The organism is Teichococcus aerofrigidensis (assembly GCF_054073225.1).
Map to the genome: position 1 here is coordinate 1 of NZ_JBSXMU010000078.1, position 17,258 is coordinate 17,258.

At 72.4% G+C, this 17,258-nt stretch carries 12 protein-coding genes; 8 read left to right on the forward strand and 4 right to left on the reverse strand.

Annotated features, from left to right (window positions below; genetic code table 11):
* From ACVMLK_RS15070 to ACVMLK_RS15085, 4 genes are all read left to right on the forward strand, one after another.
* Nucleotides 1-1,705, forward strand: a 1,705-nt coding sequence (locus ACVMLK_RS15070) for a DUF6212 domain-containing protein (protein ID WP_457486837.1), incomplete at its 5' end; no start/stop codon positions are given.
* 184 nt (nt 1,706-1,889) lie between these two features.
* Nucleotides 1,890-2,969 (forward strand): ABC transporter substrate-binding protein, encoded by a 1,080-nt coding sequence (locus tag ACVMLK_RS15075; RefSeq protein ID WP_198366457.1) that lies wholly within the window; start codon nt 1,890-1,892, stop codon nt 2,967-2,969.
* Complete coding sequence (locus ACVMLK_RS15080) at nt 2,969-4,003, forward strand: ABC transporter permease (protein WP_198366458.1); 1,035 nt, start codon at nt 2,969-2,971, stop codon at nt 4,001-4,003. Before ACVMLK_RS15075 ends, ACVMLK_RS15080 begins: the two co-directional genes overlap by 1 nt.
* 35 nt (nt 4,004-4,038) lie before the next feature.
* Entirely contained in the window at nt 4,039-4,782 is a 744-nt protein-coding gene (locus ACVMLK_RS15085; RefSeq protein ID WP_198366597.1) for an ABC transporter ATP-binding protein, read from the forward strand.
* A gap of 36 nt (nt 4,783-4,818) precedes the next feature.
* Here the strand turns inward: ACVMLK_RS15085 and ACVMLK_RS15090 are convergent, their stop codons facing one another.
* A complete protein-coding gene (locus ACVMLK_RS15090) occupies nt 4,819-5,739 on the reverse strand; it encodes a LysR family transcriptional regulator (RefSeq protein ID WP_457486838.1) in 921 nt (306 codons plus the stop codon).
* Between the two features lie 117 nt (nt 5,740-5,856).
* On the opposite strand from ACVMLK_RS15090, the gene ACVMLK_RS15095 reads away from it, so the two are divergent.
* Entirely contained in the window at nt 5,857-6,630 is a 774-nt protein-coding gene (locus tag ACVMLK_RS15095; RefSeq protein ID WP_457486839.1) for an SDR family oxidoreductase, read from the forward strand.
* A 43-nt stretch (nt 6,631-6,673) separates the two neighbouring features.
* Here ACVMLK_RS15095 and argJ read toward each other — a convergent pair whose 3' ends face one another.
* A complete protein-coding gene (gene argJ / locus ACVMLK_RS15100; protein WP_457486840.1) occupies nt 6,674-7,909 on the reverse strand; it encodes a bifunctional glutamate N-acetyltransferase/amino-acid acetyltransferase ArgJ in 1,236 nt (411 codons plus the stop codon).
* A 131-nt stretch (nt 7,910-8,040) separates the two neighbouring features.
* Nucleotides 8,041-9,000, reverse strand: a complete 960-nt coding sequence (locus ACVMLK_RS15105) for a peptidylprolyl isomerase (protein WP_198366463.1) — start codon at nt 8,998-9,000, stop codon at nt 8,041-8,043.
* 203 nt (nt 9,001-9,203) lie between these two features.
* Here ACVMLK_RS15105 and ACVMLK_RS15110 point away from each other — a divergent pair, with 203 nt between their 5' ends.
* The gene (locus ACVMLK_RS15110) at nt 9,204-10,196 is read left to right on the forward strand and encodes an ATP-grasp domain-containing protein (RefSeq protein ID WP_457486841.1); all 993 of its coding nucleotides are present in this window, start codon (nt 9,204-9,206) and stop codon (nt 10,194-10,196) included.
* A gap of 266 nt (nt 10,197-10,462) precedes the next feature.
* Nucleotides 10,463-13,219, forward strand: a complete 2,757-nt coding sequence (gene secA, locus ACVMLK_RS15115) for a preprotein translocase subunit SecA (RefSeq protein WP_457486842.1) — start codon at nt 10,463-10,465, stop codon at nt 13,217-13,219.
* A 19-nt stretch (nt 13,220-13,238) separates the two neighbouring features.
* Here the strand turns inward: secA and ACVMLK_RS15120 are convergent, their stop codons facing one another.
* On the reverse strand, nt 13,239-14,408 hold the full coding sequence (locus tag ACVMLK_RS15120) for an N-acetylmuramoyl-L-alanine amidase (RefSeq protein ID WP_457486843.1): 1,170 nt from the start codon (nt 14,406-14,408) through the stop codon (nt 13,239-13,241).
* A gap of 752 nt (nt 14,409-15,160) precedes the next feature.
* On the opposite strand from ACVMLK_RS15120, the gene ACVMLK_RS15125 reads away from it, so the two are divergent.
* Nucleotides 15,161-17,258 (forward strand): Rne/Rng family ribonuclease (locus ACVMLK_RS15125; RefSeq protein WP_457486844.1); only part of this gene is annotated, 2,098 nt, incomplete at its 3' end.

Below are 17,258 nucleotides of genomic sequence, written 5' to 3' on the forward strand. Positions count from 1 at the left end.
CCTGCCGCCTCCGCTGATCGAGGCGGCGGATGCCGCCGCGGCCGGGGCGGCGGTGGCGGCGCGGTTGCTGGACGCGCTGCAAGGCGCGCAGGCCCGCGCCGTCGCGCTCGAGCGCAGCCTGGTGCAGACCCGGCGGGACTATGAGGAGACGCGCGAGGTGGTGGCCGCGCTGTCCCGCCGCCTTGGCCATCGTCCGCCATCGCCGCTGAGCCTCGCCCTGGCGCTGGAACCGGGGCCCGGGCGCCTGCGGCGCCCCGCGGGGGAGGCGCGCCTGGCGCTGCGCCAGCCGCTCGGCCTGCGCCTGCAGGGGATCGCCGCCCTGGCGCTGCATCTCGCCGCGCTGCCCGGAGGAGAGGGCGGGGAAACGGCTTCGGAGCCGGCCGGAGCCATGCGGCTGCGGCTGCGCGGCGAGGAGAGCGGCCGGATCTTCGCCGCCTGGACGCTCCCCGCCGGAGCCTTGGCGCCGGGCTGGCTGACGCTGGACCTGCCCTGTCCGCTGGGCCCGGAGCGGGAGAGCGCGGCGCTGGAGCTGGTGGCGGAGGGCGGGCTCGCGGCGGGGCTGGCGCTGTCGCTGGAGGAGGGCTGGGTGCCGGCCCACCTGGCCTGCGCCGTCGCCGGCCTGCCACCCGCCGCCGAGCCGGAGGCGCGCGCCCTCGCCCTGCGCTTCTGGACCGCCGGGCCGGGCGAGCGCTTCATCGTGCCGGAACACTGGAACTGGGACGAGGCGGGGGCCAGCCTGCCGCTGGAGGGCGTGCCGCAGGCCATCGCGCCCGGGACCTGGCATGCGGCGCGGCGGGTGGCGGGGCAATGGGGGCGGGTCGCCATCGGCGGCGAGGCGCCGCGCCTGTCCGCCCGGCTGCGCGGCGCGGAGGAGGCGGCGCTGCTGCTGCCGCGCCTGACGCTCGCCGGGCATGACGTGCTGCGCCTCGACTGGTCGATGCGCCTGGGCGAGGCGGAGGGGGCCGGGATCGGCCTCTGCCTGCTGGACCGGGACGCGGTGGTGCGCGGGCCGGCGGCCGCCCTGGCGCTGGGCTGCTTCTCCGGCTGGCGCGATCTGGCCGCCGGCAGCCTGACCATGACGCTGCCGCTCGGCCTTGGCTGGCAGGCGCAGGCGCTGATCCTGCTGCGCGGCGCCGAGGGCGGCGATCTCCAGGTCGAGCTGAGCGCCCTGAGCCTGCTGCCGGGCCGGGCGCCGGAGCGCCTGCTCGCCACGCGGGCACGGGCCGAGGCGGAGCGCGCGCCGGAGCCGCTCGCCGAGGCCGGCGTGCCGGTGGTGGGAGCGGTGGAGCTGCACCAGCACCTGCGGGGCCGCCCGGGCTACGAGCATCTCGACATCGGCCTCCGCGATCTGGCGGGCGGCGGGCAGCACTGGCCGGGCCTGCGCTTCAAGCTGGCGCGGAACAACGACACCCCCCTGCTGGAGTTCCGCCGCGCCCGGGACTGGCCGGAGGCCTTCGTCGAATGGCCAGGGCGGGAGAGCGACCGGTTCGGCCCGGTGATGCGGCTGCGGCCGGCGGAGGTCGGGCGGCTGGCGGGGGCCTTGTCGCATCCGCGCGACGCGGCCCTGCTCGCCGTGCTGCTGGACCTGCTGCCGCCCATCGCCGACGAGGCGGCGCGGCAGGCCGGGCTCGGGGCGGAAGCCGGGCTCTGGCGGGAGGCCGCCGGCCGCTTCCTGGCGACGTTGCCGGATGCCTTGCCGGCCTGAGCGGGTGCCGGAGTGGAATCTCCCTGTGGCGATCGCAAGAAAGGGAAGGAAACGGCTGCAGAGCACGACATTTCCCCGGAATTTGTGCTGTTACAAAATCACATTGACTCATATGAATAGTTAAATTCTGAATATCCCGTCCTTATCGCGATTCTGAATCGTGATTCATGATGGGAGACTGGATATGCCGCAAGCTCCGAGCCTGCCGCGCCGCGGGGTGCTGGCCGCCCTCGGCACCGCCGGCCTCGCCCTGCCACTGGCCGGCTTCGCGCCCATGGGCGCCGACCGCCGCGCCTTCGAGGCGATGCTGGCGCGCTCCCGCTGCCTCACGCCCCTGCCCGCGGCCGGCGCGGGCGGCGCGACGCGCAAGCTGACCATCGCCTGGAACGCCACCTCCATCTGCACCTCGCCGATCGAGGTGGCGCGCAAGCACGGCATCCTGGCCCGGCACGGGCTGGAGGTGGAGCTGATCAATTTCGGCGGCTCGACCGAGGCACTGCTGGAGGCCATCGCCACGCGCAAGGCCGATGCCGGCGTCGGCATGGCGCTGCGCTGGCTGAAGCCGTTGGAGATGGGCTTCGACGTCAAGATCACCGCCGGCACCCATGGCGGCTGCATGCGGCTGGTGGGCGACCCCGCGGCCGGCATCACCACCGACCTCGACTCGCTGCGCGGCAAGACCATCGCCGTGACCGACATGGCGGCGGCCGACAAGAACTTCTTCGCCATGGTGCTGAAGCGCGCCGGCATCGACCCGGAGAAGGACGTGACCTGGCGCGTCTTCCCGGCGCATGTCTTCGGCCTGGCGCTGCAGCGGCGCGAGGCCGACGCCTACACGCTGGGCGACCCGGTGGCCTGGACATTGCGGCGCGACAACAACCTGGTCGAGGTGGCGACCAATCTGAGCGGCGTCTGGGCCGACAAGGCCTGCTGCATCCTGGGCGTCTCGGGCGGGCTGGTGAAGGAGGAGCCGCAGACGGCCGCCGCCCTGACCCGGGCGCTGATCGAGGCGCAGCACCTGACCGCCGAACGGCCCGAGCTGGCGGTCGAGGCCTTCCTCGAATACGCCCCCGGCCGCGTCAATCGCGACGACCTCCTGGCCATCCTCCAGACCCACACCCATGGGCACAGCCCGGTCGGCGGCGACATCCGGCGCGAGATCGAGTTCTACGCCAGCGAACTGAAGGAGGTCGGCGTCATGCGCCCGCGCACCGATCCGAAGCGCTTCGCCGAGCGCGTCACCGCCGACGTGCTGAGCGTGTGATGAGCGCCTCGGGAGTTGCCCTGAGATCCCGAGGGGATGCCGCCAGGGATGCATCCGGGGATCTCGCCACGGCGCGGGGCGCGGCGCGTCCCGGCCTGTGGCTCGGTGGCCTCGCGGCCGGGCTGGTCTGGCTGGCGGCGGCGGCGGTGATCGCCCTGCCGGAGGATCGGATCGAGGTCGGCCGCACCCAGGAGCTGGCGCTGCTGGCGGCACTGCTGGGCGGGCTGCTGCTGCTGGCCGGGCTGGCGGCGGCCTGGTCCGGCCGGGCGGGCGAGCGCCTGCGTCCGCTCGGGCCCTGGCTCGCCGTGCTTGGCCTCGGCCTCATCGGCTGGGAGCTGCTGACCGCCAAGTTCGCCCTGCTGCCGCTGCCCTTCTTCGCTTCGCCGCAGGGGCTGCTGGAGGTCTATCTGGAGGACTGGCCGCGGCTCGGCGAGAGCGTGCTGCGCTCGCTCTGGCTGCTCGCCACCGGCTATGCCCTCGGCGCCGCGGCGGGCTTCGTCGCGGGGGTGGCGCTCGGCTGGTCGCGCGCCATCGGCTACTGGGTGCATCCGGTGCTGCGGCTGATCGGCCCCCTCCCGGCCACCGCCTGGCTGCCGGTCGCCTTCTTCGTCTTCCCGTCGAGCGGCAGCGCCAGCACCTTCCTCGTCGCCCTGGCCGCCTGGTTCCCGGTCACGGTGCTGACCTGGTCCGGCGTCGCCGGCGTCAACAAGGCCTATTACGACATCGCCCGGACGCTCGGCGCCAGCCAGGCCTTCCTGGTGCTGAAGGTGGCGGTGCCGGCGGCCCTGCCGCAGGTCTTCGTCGGCCTCTTCATGGGCCTCGGCGCCTCCTTCTCCGTGCTGGTGGTGGCCGAGATGCTGGGGGTCAAGGCCGGGCTCGGCTGGTACCTGCAATGGGCCCAGGGTTGGGCCGCCTATGGCAACATGTACGCGGCGCTGATCGTCATGGCGCTGATGTGCTCCGGGCTGACGACGCTGCTGTTCAAGTCGCGCGACCGCCTGCTCGCCTGGCAGAAGGGGACGGTGCGGTGGTAGGCGCAACCTCGCGGCAGGAGCTTTCCGCCGCCGGCATGGCGCTGGAGATCGAGGGCGCCAGCCAGGCCTTCCAACTGGAGGGCCGGCCGCTGCCGGTGCTGGACGATGTCAGCCTCACGGTGCGGCCGGGCGAGTTCGTCGCCCTGCTTGGCCCCTCGGGCTGCGGCAAGTCCACCCTGCTGCGGCTGCTGGCCGGGCTCGACGCGCCGGTGGCCGGGCGGGTGCTGGGCGATGGCGCGCCGATCACCGCGCCCGACCCCTCCCGGGTGCTGGTCTTCCAGGACCCGACGCTCTACCCCTGGCGCACGGTGCGGGCGAATGTCGCGCTCGGGCTGGAGGCGCGCGGCCTGCTGCGCAGCCACGGCCACCGCATCCAGGAGGCGATCGACCTGGTCGGACTGACCGGCTTCGAGACCGCCTATCCGCACCAGCTCTCGGGCGGCATGTCGCAGCGCGTGGCGCTGGCCCGCGCCCTGGTGAACGATCCGCGCCTGCTGCTGCTGGACGAGCCGCTGGGCAAGCTCGACAGCCTGACGCGGCTGTCGATGCAGGCCGAGCTGGTGCGGCTCTGGCAGCGCAGCGGCCTGACCGCGCTGCTGGTGACGCATGACGTGGAGGAGGCGCTGGTCCTGGCGCAGCGGGTCATCGTCTTCTCGCCCCGCCCGGCGCGGATCACCGCCGAGCTGGTGGTGGACCGGCCCTATCCGCGCCACCGCGACGACCCGCATCTGGTCGCGTTGCGGCGCGAGGCGCTGGGGCTGCTCGGGCTCGCGGACTGAGAGGGCCCGGGGCGCGACGACGCGGGCGGCGGGGCATCAGGCGCCGCCGCCCGCTTCGAGCAGCGCCTCCCGCTGCATCAGCCCGGCGAGCCAGCCGGCGAAGGCCTGCACGCGGCGCGACAGGTGCCGGCGGTGCGGATAGAGCAGGGTCAGAGGCATCGGCGCGGCGCGGTGCTCCGGCAGGATCTCGGTCAGGGCGCCGCTTCCGAGTTCCGCCCGGACGTCGTAGGCGGGGATCTGGATCATGCCGAGCCCCGCCAGGCAGCAGGCGATGTAGGCCTCGGCGCTGTTGACGGCGACGCGGCTTCGCATCGGGCAATCGCGCAGGCGCCCTCCCTCCTGCCATTCCCAGGGCTCGGTCCGGCCGCTGGTGGGCGAGATGTAGTTCACCGCCCAGTGCGCGCCGAGCTCCTCCGGGCCGCGCGGCGTGCCATGCCGGGCGAGGTAGGCGGGGCTGGCCACATTGATCAGCGGCAGGGCGCCGAGCGGGCGCGCGATCAGGCTGGATTCCGCCAGAGGCTCGACGCGCAGCGCGCAATCCAGGCTGTCCTCGACGAGGTTCACCGCACGGTCCGTGACGCCGAGTTCGATCTGCAGGCCCGGGTGGCGTTCCAGGAAGTCGGGCAGGGCCGGCGCCACGATCAGGCGGCCGACGCGGCCCGGCACATCGACCCGCAGCGTGCCGGCGAGGCTCGTGGCCGTCTGGCGGAACAGCCCCTCGGCCTCCTCCACATCGGCGATCAGACGGAGGCAGCGCAGGTGGAAGGCCGCCCCGTCGCTGGTGGGGGCCACCTTCCGCGTGGTCCTGTTCAGCAGCCGTGTCCCCAGCCGGCCCTCGAGCTCCTGCACCGCCGCCGAGACCGAGGAGCGCGGCAGGCCCAGCATGTCGGCCGCGCGGGTGAAGCTGGCGCAGTCCACGACCTTGGCGAAGATGCGGTAGAGTTCGATACGATCCATGGGCCTGGCCTGATTGTTCGCCCTGGCTGACAGGTTCTGGCAGAACTCGCGGCTTTATGCGGCGTCCTCGGATCTTAGCCTGTTCCGGTCATCGGGAAAGACGAGGGAGCAGGCACCATGGCCGATCATGAAATCCGGGATAAGACCATCCTCATCGCGGGCGGGGCGAAGAATCTGGGCGGCCTCGTCGCCCGCGATCTCGCCGCGCGGGGCGCGAAGGCGGTGTTCATCCATTACAACAGCACCGCCTCGCGGGCGGAGGCCGAGGCCACGCTGGCGGCGGTGAAGGCGGCCGGGGCCCAGGCGGCGGCCTTCCAGGGCGACCTGACGACGGCCGGCGGCATGAAGGCCCTCTTCGACGCCGCCCGGGAGGCCTTCGGCGCGCCGGACATCGCCATCAACACGGTCGGCAAGGTGCTGAAGAAGCCGATCGTCGAGATCACCGAGGCCGAGTACGACGAGATGAGCGCCGTGAACGCCAAGGCCGCCTTCTTCTTCCTCCAGGAGGCGGGGCGGAACCTGCGCGACCAGGGCAAGGTGGTCACGGTCGTCACCTCGCTGCTCGGCGCCTTCACGCCCTTCTACGCCAGCTATGCCGGCACCAAGGCGCCGGTGGAGCATTTCACCCGCGCGGCCGCGAAGGAATTCGGCGAGCGGGGCATCTCCGTCACCGCCATCGGCCCCGGCCCGATGGACACGCCCTTCTTCTACCCGGCCGAGGGCGAGGACGCCGTGGCCTATCACCGCACGGCGGCGGCCCTGTCGCGCTTCTCCCGGACCGGCCTGACCGATATCGAGGACATCGTCCCCTTCATCCGCTTCCTGGTCTCGGAAGGCTGGTGGATGACCGGCCAGACCATCCTGGTGAACGGCGGCTACACGACCAAGTAAGGCGGCTGTGGCGCGCGGCCGCGCCCACCGCGCGCCCCGCCGCTCAGGAGCGGTAGGAGCCGTTGATGTCGATGTAGCCGTGCGTCAGGTCACAGGTCCAGGCGGTGGCCTTGCCGCGGCCGAGGCCGAGATCGACGGCGATCTCGATCTCGCGCCCCTTCATGTGGGCGACGACGGGCGCCTCGTCATAGCCCGGCACCACGCCGCCCTCCCGCGCCATCCAGGTGCCGCCGACGGCCACCGACAGCCGGTCGCGGTCGGCCGGCTCGCCGGCCTTGCCCACGGCCATGACGATGCGGCCCCAGTTGGCGTCCTCGCCGGCGATGGCGGTCTTGACCAGCGGGGAATTGGCGATGGCCATGGCGATGCGCTGCGCCGAGCGCGCGGTGGTCGCGCCGGTCACGTCGATGCGGATGAACTTCTGCGCGCCCTCGCCGTCGCGCACCACCTGCAGCGCCAGGTCGAGCAGCAGCTCGTGCAGGACGCGGGCGAAATCCTTCAGCACGGCACCGCCTTCCGCCGGCACGCGCGGGTGCTTCGCCTGGCCGGTGGCGAAGACCAGCACCGTGTCGCTGGTCGAGGTGTCGGAATCGACCGTGGTGCGGTTGAAGCTGGCGTCCACGCCCTTCCTCAGCACCGCCTGCAGCGCGGCGGCCGGGATCTTCGCGTCGGTCGCGATGAAGCAGAGCATCGTCGCCATGTCGGGCGCCACCATGCCGCTGCCCTTGGCGATGCCGGCGATGGTGACCTCGGCCCCGCCGATCATCGCCTTGCGGACGCTGCCCTTGGGGAAGGTGTCCGTGGTCATGATGCCGCGCGCGGCGTCGGCCCAGGCATCCTCCGACAGGGCCGCGTACAGGGCGGGCAGGGCGGCGGTCAGCTTCGCATGCGGCAGCGTCTCGCCGATCACGCCGGTGGAGGCCAGGAACACCTCCCGCGGCTTGCAGCCGGCGAGCGCCGCGGCCGCCTCGGCGCTGGCCTGCACCGCGTCGCGCCCCGCCTGGCCGGTGAAGACATTGGCATTGCCGGCATTGACCACCAGCGCCCGCGCCTTGCCGCCCTTCAGCGCCGCGCGGCACCAGTCCACCGGCGCGCCGGGGCACTTGTTGCGCGTGAAGACGCCGGCCACCGTGGTGCCGGGCGCGAACTCCATCAGGGTGAGGTCGTTGCGGCCCTGGTAGCGGATGCCGGCGGCCGCCACGCCCAGCCGGACCCCGGCGATGGGCGGCAGGGGCGGCAGCGGGACCGCGAGGGGGGAAACGGGGAGATCCTTGGCCATCGGCGCGTCCGTCCTCATCAATGCGCGCGGCAGCGTTACCCTGGCTTTGGCCAATGAAAAAGGCCGGGCGCGGTGATTTCCCGCGCCCGGCCCCATCACGCCCCGTCCGGAGGGCCTCCGCGATGCCCGCCCTACTTCCTCGGCGGCGGCGCGGCGCCATCCAGCAGGGAAGGCGCCGGCTGCGGCGCGCGGGGCGAACCGTCCATGTTGAAGCGCTCGATCGTGGCGGCGGCCTGCACCCGCTCCACCGCCTCGTTCACCGCTTCCTCGAAAGCCGCCTGGCGCAGCGTCTCGGCGCTCTCCTCGAAGCTCGGCACCGCGGCGGTGCGGCGATCCTCGAGCTTGATGATGTGCCAGCCGAAGGCGCTGCGCACCGGCTCCCGGCTCGTCTCGCCCTTCTTCAGGGCGAAGGCGGCATTGGCGAATTCCGGCACCATGTCGCTCTTCTTGAAGAAGCCGAGATCGCCGCCTTCCTGGCCGCTGCGATCGCTCGAGAACTTCTTCGCCACCGCGGCGAAGTCGGCGTTGGGCTTGCGCAGCTCGGCCAGCACCTTACGCGCCTCCTCCTCGGAGCTGACGAGGATGTGGCGGGCATGCACCTCCTCCTCGCCCGGCTTGGAGGCGATCTCCTTCTGATAGCGCTCGCGCAGCGCCTCGGGCGTCAGGGCCGGCGCGATCTCGCGCCGCAGCAGGGCCTGCTGCAACTGCTCCTCCTCGGCCCGGCGGATGGCGCGCTGCACGGCCGGCTCCTGGTCGAGCTTCTGCGCCCGGGCGGCGGCGACGAGGGCCTTCTGCGCGATCAGTTGATCGACCACCAGGGGAAAGAGCATCGGACCCGGCGCGCCCCGCAGCTGCTCCGGCAGCTCGGCGATGGCGGCCTGGACATCGGCCAGGTGAAGCTCCTCGCCATCGACGCGGGCGACGACCGGATTGCCCTCGGCCGGGAGGGTGGAGCCCGGGGCCGTGGACTGGGGCGCGGGCGGCTGCGGCGTGGGGGCGCCGGGCGGCGGGCTCGCCGGAGCCTGGGCCAGGGCGGGGCTGAGCAGGAAGGGAAGCAGGAGAAGAGGTCGGGTCAGTCGGGTCAAACGCATCAACCGCATGTGCCTTCGCGAAGAGAGGCTTCAAGATGCCGGAAGCGCGCCGCCGCCACAATCGCGGCCTTGTTGCGCCCGGAATGGCCAGGAGGCCAGGGCGGGACCGGGTTCCGCGGCGTGATCCGCTTGAAGCGGACGGCATTCCCCTGTATTTGCGAAATGAATTCGTTAATCACGAGAATCACGATCGGAGCTGAGGTATGTCCAAGATCCATGTCATCCATGAGAACCCGGCCTGGCTGCCGCCGCTGGCCGCCGCCTTCGACCGCGCCGGCCTCCCCTGGGCCGAGATGGATCTCTCGCGCGGCAGCTTCGACCTCTCCGCCCCGCCGCCGGAGGGGGTCTACTACAACCGCATGAGCGCCTCCTCCCACACGCGCGGCCATCGCTACTCGGCCGAGCTGACCGCGGCGGTGCTGGCCTGGCTGACGCGATACGGCCGGCGGGTGGTGAACGGGCCCCGCGCGCTCGATCTCGAGATCAGCAAGGCGCGACAGTACGCGGCGCTGGAGACGGCCGGCCTCGAGGTGCCGCGCACCGTCCTGGTGCACGACGCGCCGGAGGCGCTCATCGCCGCCGCCCGCCGCCACTTCGCGCCCGGCCCGCTGATCCTGAAGCCGAACCGCGGCGGCAAGGGGCTGGGCGTGCGGCTCTTCCCCTCGGTGGAGGCGCTGGCCGCCCATCTCGATACCGCGCCGGCCGACGAGGCGCCGGTGGACGGCCTCTGGCTGCTGCAGGACTATGTGCGCGCCGCCCGCCCGGTGATCACCCGGGCCGAGTTCGTCGGCGGCCGCTTCGTCTATGCGGTGGAGGTCGACACCACGGCGGGCTTCGAACTCTGCCCGGCGGATGTCTGCGCCGTGGGCGATGCCTTCTGCCCCGCCGGCGAGGCGCCGGCCGCCGTGCCGGCCCCGGCGGCGCCGCGCTTCACCGTGCTGCGGGACGGCATCGAGGCGCCGCTCCGGGCGCGGCTGGAGGGCTTCCTGGCCCAGGCGGGCGTGGACGTCGCCGGCATCGAGTTCATCCGCGACCCGGCCGGCCGCACCCTGGTCTACGACGTGAACACCAACACCAACTACAACGAGGCGGCCGAGCAGGCGGCCGGCCTGGCCGGCACGCCGGGCTCCGGCCCGGGCGCGCTCGCTGCCTATCTGGCGGCCGAGCTGCGTCGCGGCCTGCCCGCCGCGGCCTGAGGCCGGCGCGCCAGGGGAGGGGGCATCAGGGGAAGGGGCACCAGGGGCGGTGCCCTCCGCTCCCGCGCGAGGATGACTTTCCGGGCTGTCATTCCTCCTTTCGTTGACCCTGGTCCGGTCGCCGCCTATCTGTTCACCCCAAAGCAGCCTGTTGCCCGCCATGGGTCCGGTCCCGCCTTCCGGACAGACCCCGGCGCGCCCTCGGCCGCCCGCCACCGGCGGGCCGGGCGGGGGCAAGGGCGGCCCTCGGAGATTTTCGCAGCCCCATGTTCGCCCGCCTCGCCCGCGCCGTCTTCGGCTCAGCCAACGACCGCATGCTGAAGCAGTTCAGCGCCCGGCTGCCCGCCATCACGGCCTTCGAGCCTCAGCTCGCCGCGCTCTCGGACGAGGCGCTGCAGGCCCAGACGCCGAAGCTGAAGCAGCGCCTGGCCGCGGGGGAGAGTCTGGACGACCTGCTGCCGGAGGCCTTCGCCACGGCGCGCGAGGCCTCGAAGCGCGTGCTCGGCATGCGGCATTTCGACGTGCAGATGATCGGCGGCATGGTGCTGCATTCCGGCCGCATCGCCGAGATGAAGACCGGCGAGGGCAAGACCCTGGTGGCGACGCTGGCGGTCTATCTGAACGCGCTGGCCGGCAAGGGCGTGCATGTCGTCACGGTGAACGACTACCTGGCCACGCGCGATTCCGAGCATATGGGCCGGCTCTACGATTTCCTCGGCCTGTCCTGCGGCGTCATCGTCCATGGGCTGACCGACGAGGAGCGGCGCGCGGCCTATGCCTGCGACATCACCTACGGCACCAACAACGAGTTCGGCTTCGACTACCTGCGCGACAACATGAAGTACCGGCTGGAGGACATGGTCCAGCGCGACTTCAACTATGCCATCGTCGACGAGGTGGACAGCATCCTGGTCGATGAGGCGCGCACGCCGCTGATCATCTCCGGTCCCGCCGAGGACAGCTCGGACCTCTACCGCAATGTCGACGCGGTGGTGCGCGAGCTGGTCAAGGACAAGGAGACCTATGACAAGGACGAGAAGCAGCGCGCGGCCAACCTGACCGAGGCGGGCACGGCGCGGGTCGAGGAGATGCTGACCCAGGCCGGGCTGCTGACCGAGGGCAATCTCTACGACTTCCAGAACGTGACGCTGGTGCATCACGTCAACCAGAGCCTGCGCGCCCATGTGCTCTTCGCCCGCGACGTGGACTACATCGTCAACCGCGAGGGCAAGCTCATCATCATCGATGAGTTCACCGGCCGCATGATGGAGGGCCGCCGCTACTCCGAGGGCCTGCACCAGGCGCTGGAGGCGAAGGAGGGCGTCGAGGTCCAGCCGGAGAACCAGACGCTCGCCTCGATCACCTTCCAGAACTACTTCCGCCTCTATCCGAAGCTGTCCGGCATGACCGGCACGGCAGCGACCGAGGCCGATGAGTTCGCCGAGATCTACAAGCTCGAGGTGGTCGAGATCCCGACCAACGTGCCCGTCATCCGCCAGGATGGCGATGACGAGGTCTACCGCTCGGCCGGCGAGAAGTACGCCGCCGTCGCCGCGCTGGTGAAGGAGGCGCAGGCGCGCCGCCAGCCGGTGCTGGTCGGCACCACCTCGATCGAGAAGTCCGAGCTGATCAGCGAGCTCCTGAAGAAGGAGGGCGTGCCGCACAAGGTGCTGAACGCGCGCTACCACGAGCAGGAGGCCGGCATCATCGCCCAGGCCGGCCGGCCGGGCGCCGTCACCATCGCGACGAACATGGCCGGGCGCGGCACCGACATCAAGCTCGGCGGCAATGCCGAGATGCTGGCGCAGCAGAGCCTCGGCGGCGTGCACGAGGGGCCGGAGTACGAGGCGGCGCTGGAGCGCTTCCGCGCCGAGGTCCGGCAGGACGAGCAGACGGTGAAGCAGGCCGGCGGCCTCTTCGTCATCGGCACCGAGCGGCATGAATCGCGGCGCATCGACAACCAGCTCCGCGGCCGCTCCGGCCGCCAGGGCGATCCGGGCGCCAGCCGCTTCTTCCTCAGCCTGGAAGACGACCTGATGCGGATCTTCGGCAGCGACCGCATGGGCGGCATGCTGCAGAAGCTCGGCCTCAAGGAAGGCGAGGCCATCATCCATCCCTGGATCAACCGGGCGCTGGAGAAGGCGCAGAAGAAGGTCGAGGCGCGCAACTTCGACACGCGCAAGAACCTGCTGAAATACGACGACGTCATGAACGACCAGCGCAAGGAGGTCTATGCCCAGCGGCGCGCCTTCATGCAGGCGCAGGACGTGTCGGAGACGGTGGAGGAGATGCGGCGCGAGACCGTCGCCGCCATGGTCGCCCGCGCCATCCCGGAGAATGCCTATCCCGAGCAGTGGGATCTGGCCGGCCTGCAGGCGCAGGTGCGCGAGCAGCTCGGCCTCGACCTGCCGGTGGAGGAATGGGGCCGCGAGGAGGGCATCGACGAGGTCGCGGTGCGGGAGCGGCTGGAGCAGGCGACCGACCAGGCCGCCGCGGCGCGCGCCGCCAACATCGGCCCGGACCTGATGCGGATGGTCGAGAAGAGCGTGCTGCTGCAGGTCTTCGACGCGGTCTGGAAGGAGCACCTGCTCAACCTCGACCACCTGCGCCAGGGAATCGGGCTGCGCGCCTATGGCCAGCGCGATCCGCTGAACGAGTACAAGAGCGAGGCCTTCAATCTCTTCACCAGCATGCTGCAGGACCTGCGTGAGCGGGTGACCTCGCTGCTCCTGCGCATCGAGCTGGCGCCGAACGCGCCGCCGCCGATGCCGGAGCCGGTGATGGTGACCGACATGCGCCACCCCGAGCCGGACATGGCGGGGCTGGAGGTGGCCGGTGCGGCCGGTGGCGCGGCCGGCTGGGAGCATGCGCCCGCGGGTGCCGCCTTCGCGCCCGCCCCGTCGCGCGCGCCGGAGGGCGTCGATCCGCAGGATCCCGCCACATGGTATCGCACGCCGCGCAACGCGGCCTGCCCCTGCGGTTCGGGCCGGAAGTACAAGCACTGCCACGGCCGCGCCGGCTGAGACGGCCGGCGCCCGCCACCTAGCCGGTGCTGACGAGCCCGGCGTGGTGCTGGGCCAGCCAGCCCTGCACCGCGCCCGACAGCGCGACGGCCAGCTGCCTGCGGTGGGCCGGCCGGTTCAGCGCCGCCTCGTCGCGCCGGTCGCTCAGGAAGCCCATCTCGACCAGGATGCTCGGCACCTCCGGCGCCTTGAGCACGGCGAAGGAAGCCTGGCGATGGGTGTTGGGCAGCAGCGTGACGGAGCGGCCCAGACCTTCGACCGCGAAGCGCGCCATGCGCGCGGAGCCGATCTTGGTCTCCTGCCGCACCAGCGAATAGAGGATGCGCTCGATCTCGGGTGAGACCGGGGGCAGGCGCAGCCCCCCGGCGGCGTCGGCGGCGTTCTGGCTCTGCGCCAGCCGGGCCGAGAGCCCGTCCGAGGCGCGGTCGGACAGGGTGTAGACGCTGGCGCCCCGCGCGCCGGGCGCGGAATCGGCGTGCAGCGAGATGAACAGCGCCGCCTCGCGCTTGCGGGCGAATTCCACGCGCCCATCCAGCGGCACGAAGACATCGCGCGAGCGGGTCATCGCCACCCGGCAGCGCCCGCTTGCCTCGAGCTGCTTCTTCAACTCCTGGGCGGCGGCGAGGGTGATGCGCTTCTCATAGGTGCCGGCGACGCCGATGGTGCCGGGGTCCTTGCCGCCGTGGCCCGGGTCCAGCACGATCAGCGGCAGGCCCGATGCCGTCGTTGTCCCGCGGCCGCCGCCGGTTCCGCCGCCGGCCCCGCCGATGGTTCCCTGGCCGCCGCCATTGCGCACGAGCAGGGCATGGCTGGTCTGGGTGCCCGGGGCGATGTCGATCACCAGCCGGCTGCCGCTCGCGCTGCGGGAGACCGAGACCGGGCCCGTGAGGTCGATCAGCAGCCGCCGGCCGGCGCTGTCCCAGCGGGCGGCGTCCACCGGCCCGCTGCCGCGCAGCCGCGCGGGCGCGCGCCAGGTGCTGCCAGGAAGCGAGAGGATGAGGCGCGCCGGCTGCGCCGTGGCGGTCAGCTTCCAGGCGGTCGCGGTGTTGGCGCTGACGGTCAGGCGGGCGCGCCCCCGTCCCGCGCTTTCCAGCCGCGCCTCGGTCACCGCCGCGATGGCCAGGCCGGGAAGGCCGACGAGGCCGAGCGCCAGGCCCAGCAGATCCCGTCGGCCGCTCAAGAAGGTCATGGCATGGTTCCCCCAATCCAGGCCCCGCCGCCGCCACATGCCGGGATCGCCCCCCGATCCACCGCCATGCTGTCCTGCCTCGCGCCCGGCGCGGTCTGGCCGGAAAAGCCGCCACGCGCCGCCAGGGCGAGAAGCCGCCGGCAGGATCGCCCCGCCTCTAACACGGCAGTCTCGCGGGATCACGGCATTACTTCATGTAACATCTGAGCCTTGCAATGCCTTGTGGAAGGCGAGGGGGGGGCCTATGGTGCCTTGCCCCGGCGGCAGACGCCGCCGGTGGAGGTTCCGGGCGCGGCCGCCCGGCCTTTTTCCGCTCCCGCCTCATCCGGCGGGGCCGAAACCGGCGCGGCGCGAAGGATCCGGCAGGAGGCTGCCCCCGTGTTGCGGGGTTCCGGCCTTTCAGCGCGCCGGCATCCCGCTGTCCACTCCACCGGCGCGGAATCCAATGGCGTGGAAGGGTGGCGCGGCCGATGGCCGGCTGTCCTGGACCCGCCAGCCGCTGGCCCGTTCGTGCCGAAGGGTATCGCGTCGCGCGATCCAGGGGCGCGGTCCCGGGGCCTGCGCGCGGCGCGCTCAACATCAGGGCCCCCCCTCTTTCCAGGGGCGCGGCCCGCCGAGACGAGAGGTCGGAACCAGAGCCGCATGGCACCCAAGCCGCCACGCCGCCTGCGCGACCCCGTAGCCTCGGGCCTGCCCACCTATTGCCGCCGTCGGCCGCGCGACTGCGCCGGCGGCACGGAGCATCCCGGTTCATGACCAAGCGCATGCTGATCGATGCATCCCACAGCGACGAGACTCGCGTGGTGGTGCTGGACGGCAACCGGCTCGACGAATTCGACATCGAGACCGAGAACAAGCGGCCCCTGAAGGGCAATATCTACCTGGCCAAGGTGGTCCGGGTGGAGCCCAGCCTGCAGGCCGCCTTCGTCGAGTATGGCGGCAACCGCCATGGCTTCCTGGCCTTCGGCGAGATCCATCCCGACTACTACCAGCTCCCCGTCGCCGACCGCGAGCGCCTGCTCGCCCTGCAGGCCGCCGAGGCGGCCGAGGACGAGGAGGATGAGGACGACGAGCCCGTCGGCGAGAACGAGGCGGAGGCCATGGCCGCCGCCATCGAGCGGTTCGCCGACGACGCCGGCGCGCCGCGCCGGGATGACGCCCCCGCCGAGGGCAACGGGACCTCGGGAGAGGCCGAGGGCGGCGACGACGAGGCCGGCCGGCCCGGCACGCCGCGCGCCCAGCCCATGACGACGGCCGAGCACCGCAGCGCCGAGCCGGAGGCCCTGCTGGCCGAGGCCGACGAGGAGGGCGGCGAGGATGAGCCCGAGGCCGCGCCCGAGACGCTGGGTGGCCGGGGCCAGGGCGAGAGCCGCAACGGCGATTCCGACGAGGGCCGGGCCGAGCGCCGCATCCCGCCGCGCTTCCTGCGCCACTACAAGATCCAGGAGGTGATCCGCCGCCGGCAGATCATGCTGGTGCAGGTCGTCAAGGAGGAGCGCGGCAACAAGGGCGCGGCGCTGACCACCTATATCAGCCTGGCCGGCCGCTTCTCCGTGCTGATGCCGAACAGCCCGCGCGGCGGCGGCATCTCCCGCAAGATCACCTCGGTCGCCGACCGCAAGCGGCTGCGCGAGGTGATCCAGGAACTCGGCATGCCGCGCGGCATGAGCCTGATCGTCCGCACCGCCGGCGCCGGCCGGCCCAAGCCCGAGATCCGGCGCGACTGCGAGTACCTGCTGCGGCTGTGGGACGATATCCGCGAGCGCACGCTGGACTCGGTCGCCCCCGCGCTGATCTATGAGGAGGCCGACCTCATCAAGCGCTCGATCCGCGACGTCTTCGGCCGCGACATCGAGGAGATCCAGATCGAGGGCGAGGACGCCTACCGCCAGGCGCGCGAGTTCATGCGGATGCTGATGCCGCACAACGACCGCAAGATCCGGCTGTACAAGGACCCGACCGTCCCGCTCTTCGCGCGCCATGGCGTCGATGCCCAGCTCGACGCGATGATGTCGCCCACCGTGCGGCTGAAGTCGGGCGGCTACCTGGTCATCAACCAGACCGAGGCGCTGGTCTCGATCGACGTGAACTCGGGCCGCGCCACGCGGGACCGGCACATCGAGGACACGGCGCTGCGCACCAACCTGGAGGCCGCCGACGAGGTGGCGCGCCAGTTGCGCCTGCGCGACCTCGCCGGGCTGATCGTGATCGACTTCATCGACATGGAGTCCTCGCGCAACGATGCCCAGGTCGAGCGCCGGCTGAAGGAGGCGCTGCGCCACGACCGCGCCCGCATCCAGGTCGGCCGGATCAGCCATTTCGGCCTGCTGGAGATGAGCCGGCAGCGGCTGCGCCCCAGCGTGACCGAGCATTCCTTCGTCACCTGTCCGCATTGCCAGGGCCTCGGCATCGTCCGCACGCCGGAGAGCAGCGCGCTGCAGGTGCTGCGGCAGATCGAGGAGGAGGGTGGCCGCCGCCGCGCCGCCGAGATCGCCGTGCACATCGCCCCCGACCTGGCGATGCACATCCTGAACCGCCGCCGCGACCGCCTGGCCGAGATCGAGGCGCGCTACGGGATGTCGGTGTTCTTCCAGCCGGATGCCTCCCTGCTGCCGCCGGCGATCCGGATCGAGACGCTGCGGGCGCAGACGGTGGTCGAGCCGCCCAGCGCCCCGGCGGCGCTCCGCATGGACTACGCGCCGGAGGAAGAGGCCGAGATGCCGGCCGTGACCGCGCCCGAGGCGACGCCGGCCGCCAGGGCCGAGGTCTCGGGTGAGGCGCCGGCCGCTGGCGAGGCGGCCGGGGCTCCCCCCGAGGACCGCAACGGTGAAGGCCAGAACGGCGAGGGCC

What these genes read in the sequence shown, in the direction of transcription:
- ACVMLK_RS15075 (WP_198366457.1), top strand. Translation starts at nt 1,890, where the DNA reads ATGCCGCAAGCTCCGAGCCTGCCGCGCCGCGGGGTGCTGGCCGCCCTC.
- ACVMLK_RS15080 (WP_198366458.1), top strand. Translation starts at nt 2,969, where the DNA reads ATGAGCGCCTCGGGAGTTGCCCTGAGATCCCGAGGGGATGCCGCCAGG.
- ACVMLK_RS15085 (WP_198366597.1), top strand. Translation starts at nt 4,039, where the DNA reads ATGGCGCTGGAGATCGAGGGCGCCAGCCAGGCCTTCCAACTGGAGGGC.
- ACVMLK_RS15090 (WP_457486838.1), bottom strand. Translation starts at nt 5,739, where the DNA reads ATGGATCGTATCGAACTCTACCGCATCTTCGCCAAGGTCGTGGACTGC.
- ACVMLK_RS15095 (WP_457486839.1), top strand. Translation starts at nt 5,857, where the DNA reads ATGGCCGATCATGAAATCCGGGATAAGACCATCCTCATCGCGGGCGGG.
- argJ (WP_457486840.1), bottom strand. Translation starts at nt 7,909, where the DNA reads ATGGCCAAGGATCTCCCCGTTTCCCCCCTCGCGGTCCCGCTGCCGCCC.
- ACVMLK_RS15105 (WP_198366463.1), bottom strand. Translation starts at nt 9,000, where the DNA reads ATGCGTTTGACCCGACTGACCCGACCTCTTCTCCTGCTTCCCTTCCTG.
- ACVMLK_RS15110 (WP_457486841.1), top strand. Translation starts at nt 9,204, where the DNA reads ATGTCCAAGATCCATGTCATCCATGAGAACCCGGCCTGGCTGCCGCCG.
- secA (WP_457486842.1), top strand. Translation starts at nt 10,463, where the DNA reads ATGTTCGCCCGCCTCGCCCGCGCCGTCTTCGGCTCAGCCAACGACCGC.
- ACVMLK_RS15120 (WP_457486843.1), bottom strand. Translation starts at nt 14,408, where the DNA reads ATGACCTTCTTGAGCGGCCGACGGGATCTGCTGGGCCTGGCGCTCGGC.